The sequence below is a fragment of the Palleronia sp. genome, from assembly GCF_042089775.1.
Taxonomy (GTDB): Bacteria; Pseudomonadota; Alphaproteobacteria; order Rhodobacterales; family Rhodobacteraceae; genus Palleronia.
The window spans coordinates 1-5,439 of the sequence record NZ_JBELKF010000143.1; the positions used below are offsets into that span (position 1 = coordinate 1).

The following is a 5,439-nucleotide window of genomic DNA, read 5'->3' on the forward strand; positions in this document are numbered from 1 at the left end:
GACCATACACTCGATGGCCACCCGGGATCGCACCGTTGTCGGCGCTGAAATTACACCAGATCCTCGGACGCTACCATGCTGGAGGCGGGCGAGAATCGTGGCCTCACCGCCGGCACGATCCCGGTGGGACTTCAATATGCTTCGGCAGACGAGGCGGGTTGGAATTCTCCCCTGCCAGACATCGCAGAGGGATGCGTTATGCGCCGGGCAATCCTGCACGACGGGCGTTGGCGCTGACACAGTCGCCAAGAGCTCATCCTACCTCGCGTCAGCGTTCATCAATCTACTGGAAGGCGCCCTGCCGGCTTTGCCAAAGACTGGCCGCCGCCCTTGGCAACGATTAGCCCGCGCCGTCGCTTTCGGCGGTTTTGACCTCTTCGACGTAGACTTCACCGCTCGCGGCGCCGGCGACTCGATCCAACGCTAACACGGTGTTTCGTCTGCCCTGAAGGCCAAGGCTCCGATCACCGCGGCCGTTGACGCGAGCAATCGAAATATCCGGAAGCCACAGCCATGTCCGAAGCCAGCTGCGCCGGGTCTCATCGGCTTCCGAGGCCGCATTCTCAAGCACGATCCCTCGCGGCCCGTTTGTCGCACCCCCTAGCCCTGCGCAGCGATAGAACATAATGTGAACGCATGGCACGGTTTACCCTTGAACAGAAGCTGGCGATCTTGTCCGACGCGGCCAAATACGATGCCTCATGTGCGTCCTCCGGAACATCGAAGCGCCATTCGCGCAAGGGCGACGGGCTGGGCTCGACCGAAGGTTCAGGGATCTGCCATGCCTATGCTCCCGACGGGCGGTGCATCAGCTTGCTGAAGATCCTGCTGACGAATTTTTGTATCTACGACTGTGCATACTGCGTGAACCGCGTGAGCTCGAACGTCACCCGCGCGCGTTTTACCGTGGACGAAGTCGTCACACTCACGCTCGAGTTCTACCGCCGCAATTACATTGAAGGACTGTTCCTGTCCTCTGGCATCATTCGCTCTCCTGACGAGACCATGGGCGAGATGGTCGAAATTGCCCGGAAGCTACGGCAGCACCACAACTTCCGGGGCTACATTCACCTCAAGACCATTCCCGATGCCGATCCCGATCTGATCGAGAAGGCCGGCCTGTTTGCCGACCGGATCTCGATCAACGTCGAACTTCCCACGGATGCCAGTGTCCAGAAGTATGCGCCCGAGAAGAAGCCGCAGACCATCCGCAAGGCGATGGCCGATGTGCGGCTGCGGAAAGAAGCCGCGCAGGATCGCACCCATACTGGCAGGCAGGCACCTCGCTTCGCTCCTGCGGGGCAGTCAACCCAGATGATCGTGGGCGCCGACGGAGCGAACGATGCCACTATCCTCGGGCAGTCCACGCGGCTCTATTCGAGCTACAAGCTCACTCGGGTCTACTATTCGGCGTTTTCCCCCATTCCTGACGCGACGGCCAAGCTGCCTTTGGTGAAGCCACCGCTCGAACGGGAGCACCGGCTATATCAGGCTGACTGGCTTCTCCGGTTCTATGGGTTCGATTTGGACGAGATCACCGGCACGACCGTCGGCGGCAATCTCGACCTGGAGATCGATCCGAAGCTCGCTTGGGCGCTCCAGAACCGGTATCTGTTCCCGGTCGATGTGAACCGGGCCGACCGGGACATGCTGCTGCGGGTGCCCGGCTTTGGAGTGAAGACAGTGAACCGCATCCTGGCCACGCGCCGTCACCGCGACCTGCGCTACGAGGACTTGGCTCGTATGGGCGCCAGCCTGAAGAAGGCACGCGCGTTCGTCACCGTGGTCGGCTGGCAACCGGGTCCCTTGACGGACAGTGCTGATCTGCGTGCGCGGTTCGCTCCCGCTCCGGAACAGCTCTCGCTTTTCTGATATGCGCACCGTTGCCCTGCCAGACACCGACACAGCCGCGGCGTGGCGCGACGCCGCCCGCGAACTTCTGGCGGAACGCATTCCTCCCGACGGCGTGCTTTGGCAATACGGAGCGGCCGAAAGCGATTTGTTCGCGACCGCCCCCACGCCGTCCACGGGCGGCAGGACGCGGGTCTCGCGCGCGTTCGTCGATCTGGCCGAGGCCGTCTGTTGGCATGCCGAACCGGAACGCTTCGCGCGGCTGTACGCTTTGCTGTGGCGTCTTGCGGACGAGCGTAGCGTGATGACAGACAGGGGCGATGCCGCGGTGGCCAAGCTTCGCGAGATGGAGAAATCCGTTTACCGCGACATGCACAAGATGAAGGCCTTCCTGCGCTTCCGCGAAATCGACGCCACCGGGTCGCGCCGCCGCTTCGCTGCCTGGTTCGAACCGCAACACCACATTGCTGAACCCAGCGCCGCGTTCTTCGCCCGCCGCTTCGGGGACATGGACTGGATCATCGCGACCCCGGACCGCACCGTGCACTTCAAGGATGGGGAGATTGCGCTCGCTCCCGGCCAGCCCCGGCCGCCCCTGCTCAAAGACGCGACCGAGCAGCTTTGGACGACCTATTTCCGGAACATCTTCAATCCGGCGCGCCTGAAGGTAAAGGCGATGCAATCAGAGATGCCCAGGAGATACTGGAAGAACATGCCCGAGGCTGCTGCCATCCCCGACCTCATCGCCGGGGCAGAGGCCAGGGCGCGAGAGATGCAACGCGCCGCGCCCACGCTGGCTCCGGCGCGCGCCGCGAAAATCACGGAGCAGCTGAGCATGACCCCGACAGACACTCCCGCCCCCGGCAGCCTCTCTGCGCTGCACCAGGAAGCCGCTAACTGCACCCGCTGTCCGTTGCACCGCAATGCGACGCAGGTCGTGGTCGGCGAAGGACCCCGAGATGCGCCGCTCATGGTTGTGGGCGAACAGCCGGGCGATCAGGAGGATCTTGCGGGACGCCCGTTCGTCGGACCGGCAGGGCAGCTTTTCGATCGGCTGGCCGAGGAAGCGGGCCTCGACCGCGACAAGGCCTTCGTCACGAACGCGGTCAAGCACTTCAAATTCCAGCCCCGCGGCAAGCGCCGCATTCATCAGAAGCCCGACGCCGGCGAGGTGCAGGCCTGCCGGTGGTGGCTCGAGGCCGAGCGCCGCCTGATCAAGCCGAAGCTCATCCTCGCGATGGGGGCCACTGCGGCCATGTCGCTGACGGGGACCGGCGCCGGCATCATGAAGCGCCGCGGCACCTTTGAGAGGACCGAGGACGATACCCCTGTCCTTCTGACCCTGCATCCGTCTTACCTGCTGCGCGTGCCGAACGCGGCGGCGAAGGCCGCGGCCGAACGGGACTTTCGCGCCGACCTCACTCTGGCCGCTGACTGGATCGCCCGGAACGCGGCCTGAAACCACTGCGTTTCGCGTGAAACAGGAGGATGTCATGACGATTGCGAGACTCGTTCAGATCACCGGCCGCGTGCAGGGCGTCAGCTATCGTGCCTGGACTGGCGACGAGGCAGAGCGTCTTGGCTTGGGTGGATGGGTCCGGAATTGCGAGGACGGATCGGTCGAGGCGATGATCGAGGGACCCGAGCCTGCCGTAGCCGAGATGATTGAGCGGCTGCGGGAGGGTCCCGCCATCGCGCGGGTGGACGACGTTCACGCATCCGAAGCCGAGCCCGAGGGCGCTGTGGATTTCAAGTTACGGCGCTGATTTCTATCGCGTCGCAAATCGAAGCGCGCCGGCCTGCATGCTAGCGTGTCGGGTATGGCAGCGGCCCGAGGAAGTCGGCACAGACCGACCCCGGCCCGACAAGACGAGGCAGAGCACATGAAAAAACTTATCCCAGTCGTCCTTGCGGGCGCGACAATCGCGGGATGCGCCGGAGCCGGCGCAATCGAAACCGCCTGTAACACCTCTGACCGCGGCGCGAACAAGCGCCAGCTGTGCAGCTGCATTCAGCAGGTTGCCGACTTCACGCTCGACAACCGCGACCAGAGGCTGGCGGCCAAGTTCTTCAAGCAACCCCACCTGGCGCAGGAGATCCGCCAGTCAGACAATCAGGGGCACGAGGTTTTCTGGAAGCGTTACAACAAGTTCGGTGACGCCGCAGAAAGCTACTGCAGCTGAGCAGTCATCTCCACGGCGGCGCGCTCGCTCGACAGCCTCCGCGTTTGCACGTCCTGACCGCTCCGCATACGGATGAGGGCGAACGGACAACGGGAGGACCGTCATGATCTTTATACTGACCGGCGCCGGACTGTCCGCCGAAAGCGGCCTCGGCACGTTTCGCGACAAGAGCGGGTTGTGGACGGAATACGACCTGAAGAAGGTCGCCACGCCCGAGGGCTACGCGGCCGACCCGTCGACGGTGCTCGACTTCTACAACGCCCGCCGTGCCAATGCGGCCAGCGCCGAACCCAACGCCGCGCATCACGCGCTCGCCCGTCTCCAGGCGGCGCGTGAAACGTTCATCGTGACGCAGAACGTGGACACCCTGCTCGACCGGGCGGGCGCAACGCAGGTCCTGCACATGCACGGCCGGCTCGATCGGGTGCGGTGCAACAAGTGCGGGGCTCGGTGGGACGCGCCAGAGATCATGGACCCCTTCGACCATTGCGGGCAGTGCGGCGCCCAGACCGTCCGGCCCGACGTCGTCTGGTTCGGCGAGATGCCCCACGGGCTGGACAAGATCGAGGACAAGCTCACGCGCGCCAGTCTCTTCGTCGCCATCGGGACAAGCGGCACAGTCTATCCGGCAGCCGGCTTCGTCGAGATGGCCACAGCGCATGGGATCCCGACGCTCGAGCTAAACCTAGAACCTTCGGGCGGTGTCTTCGACGAGGGGCACTATGGCCCCGCGACCAAGGTCGTGCCGGCCTGGGTGAACGAAATTACAGCTTGAAACGCAAAAGACCCCGCGGAAGCAAGGCCATTTGCGCTCGAAAACCGAGCGGGATCAGGCGGCGGCTTGGGCCGCTTTCTCGATCTCGCGCTTGATCTTCAGGGCCCGGGGGCTCAGCTCGCCTTCTTTCGCCTTCGCCATGAAGCCGTCCAGACCACCGCGGTGATCTACGGTGCGCAGCGCAGCGGCCGAGATCCGCAGCTTCACGGTGCGGCCGAGCGTTTCGGACATCAGCGTGACGTCGTTCAGGTTCGGCAGAAAGCGCCGGCGAGTCTTGTTGTTGGCGTGGCTGACATTGTTGCCAGTGGCAGGGCCTTTGCCGGTCAGTTCGCAAACACGCGACATTGGTTCGTCCTTCGGTTCAGCGTGCCCGGGCAACAAGGAATGCGCCCACGGACATGGATGTGTCAGGGTTGCGGGCAGATAAAAGATCATGCGGGTGGCGTCAAGGCTGCCGGTCCACTTTTCCGCCCGGCTGCACCAGAAGATGCCCGAGAATTTCGTCAGCCGCAGCGGCCGGTGGTATCTGTCCGGCCGCCACGGCGGTGCCGAGGCGGTCCATCGCCTCCTTCGTCTGCGGGTCCTGCGCGAGGTGGCGCATCAGGCCCTGGCGCACGGCCTCTTCGAACC

Annotated in this window: 7 protein-coding genes and 1 pseudogene; 5 read left to right on the top strand and 3 right to left on the bottom strand. The window is 64.2% G+C overall.

The features are described from left to right. Nucleotides 1-340 precede the first annotated feature (340 nt). Nucleotides 341-571: a hypothetical protein gene (locus ACFDS3_RS18630; RefSeq protein ID WP_375263844.1), complete on the bottom strand. Its 231-nt coding sequence runs from the start codon at nt 569-571 to the stop codon at nt 341-343. A 65-nt stretch (nt 572-636) separates the two neighbouring features. Between ACFDS3_RS18630 and ACFDS3_RS18635 the strand changes: the two genes are divergently transcribed. From ACFDS3_RS18635 to ACFDS3_RS18655, 5 genes are all read left to right on the top strand, one after another. Then, on the top strand, nt 637-1,872 hold the full coding sequence (locus ACFDS3_RS18635) for a putative DNA modification/repair radical SAM protein (RefSeq protein WP_375263845.1): 1,236 nt from the start codon (nt 637-639) through the stop codon (nt 1,870-1,872). Nucleotide 1,873: 1 nt separating this feature from the next. Next, the gene (locus ACFDS3_RS18640) at nt 1,874-3,310 is read left to right on the top strand and encodes a UdgX family uracil-DNA binding protein (RefSeq protein ID WP_375263846.1); all 1,437 of its coding nucleotides are present in this window, start codon (nt 1,874-1,876) and stop codon (nt 3,308-3,310) included. Between the two features lie 34 nt (nt 3,311-3,344). Then, a complete protein-coding gene (locus ACFDS3_RS18645) occupies nt 3,345-3,617 on the top strand; it encodes an acylphosphatase (protein ID WP_375263847.1) in 273 nt (90 codons plus the stop codon). 117 nt (nt 3,618-3,734) lie between these two features. Next, complete coding sequence (locus ACFDS3_RS18650; RefSeq protein ID WP_375263848.1) at nt 3,735-4,034, top strand: hypothetical protein; 300 nt, start codon at nt 3,735-3,737, stop codon at nt 4,032-4,034. Between the two features lie 103 nt (nt 4,035-4,137). Continuing rightward, a complete protein-coding gene (locus ACFDS3_RS18655; protein ID WP_375263849.1) occupies nt 4,138-4,809 on the top strand; it encodes an NAD-dependent deacylase in 672 nt (223 codons plus the stop codon). Nucleotides 4,810-4,863: 54 nt separating this feature from the next. Here the strand turns inward: ACFDS3_RS18655 and rpmB are convergent, their stop codons facing one another. Together rpmB and ACFDS3_RS18665 are read right to left on the bottom strand one after the other, a co-directional pair. Then, nucleotides 4,864-5,154, bottom strand: coding sequence for a 50S ribosomal protein L28 (gene rpmB / locus ACFDS3_RS18660; RefSeq protein ID WP_375263850.1), 291 nt, complete (start codon nt 5,152-5,154; stop codon nt 4,864-4,866). A 100-nt stretch (nt 5,155-5,254) separates the two neighbouring features. Then, nucleotides 5,255-5,439 (bottom strand): annotated as a pseudogene (locus ACFDS3_RS18665) (methylmalonyl Co-A mutase-associated GTPase MeaB); the annotation flags it as partial.